At 38.9% G+C, this 514-nt stretch carries 1 protein-coding gene; it reads left to right on the top strand.

Annotated elements, in window-relative coordinates; genetic code table 11:
- Positions 1–330, top strand: a 330-nt coding sequence (locus ACNOHI_RS25630; RefSeq protein WP_420477541.1) for a hypothetical protein, incomplete at its 5' end; no start/stop codon positions are given.
- Between the last annotated feature and the right edge of the window lie 184 nt (positions 331–514).

Here is a 514-nt window from a genome sequence, read left to right as displayed (position 1 = left end):
ACCACTTTGGCATTGACCTCCTGCTACTTTCCCCCCGAGCGTTCCTTTTCCGGAGGCAACGCAGCGATGTATCGCTATTTAAAGAACACCATCAGGAACACAAGATCTCCCGGCCGCAAAAAAGTTATAACATCTTTAACAATTGAAGAAGACGGCAGCATCAGCGATTGCAAAATTTTCCGTGGTCTGAAAAAAAAAACGGACAAGCGCATTCTTAAAAGTCGTAGAAATATGCCTCATTGGATTTTCCCCGACGCCGACAAAAGACTTACAACTTATATGCTTCCGCTTTTGTTTGAAGATGGGAAACTACAGACGCCCGAGGAATAGGGCTGGTTTTTTTATTGCCAATTCGTTAACATTAGGTTAATAATATTGTTCGATTAATATTTTTTCATTTTTTTTATTGAAATATTTGCAAAACAAAAAGATGTGTATTATCTTTGTGTCAACAAGTTCTTTAAAAGACATCAAAAATACTGTAGGGTGGTGAAACAGGCAGACACACCTCCTT

Origin of the sequence: Noviherbaspirillum sp. ST9 (assembly GCF_048799745.1) — a bacterium.
Classification (GTDB): domain Bacteria; phylum Pseudomonadota; class Gammaproteobacteria; order Burkholderiales; family Burkholderiaceae_D; genus Noviherbaspirillum.
Note: the sequence above shows the minus strand (reverse complement) of the source record. Positions and strands in the feature narration are given on the sequence as shown.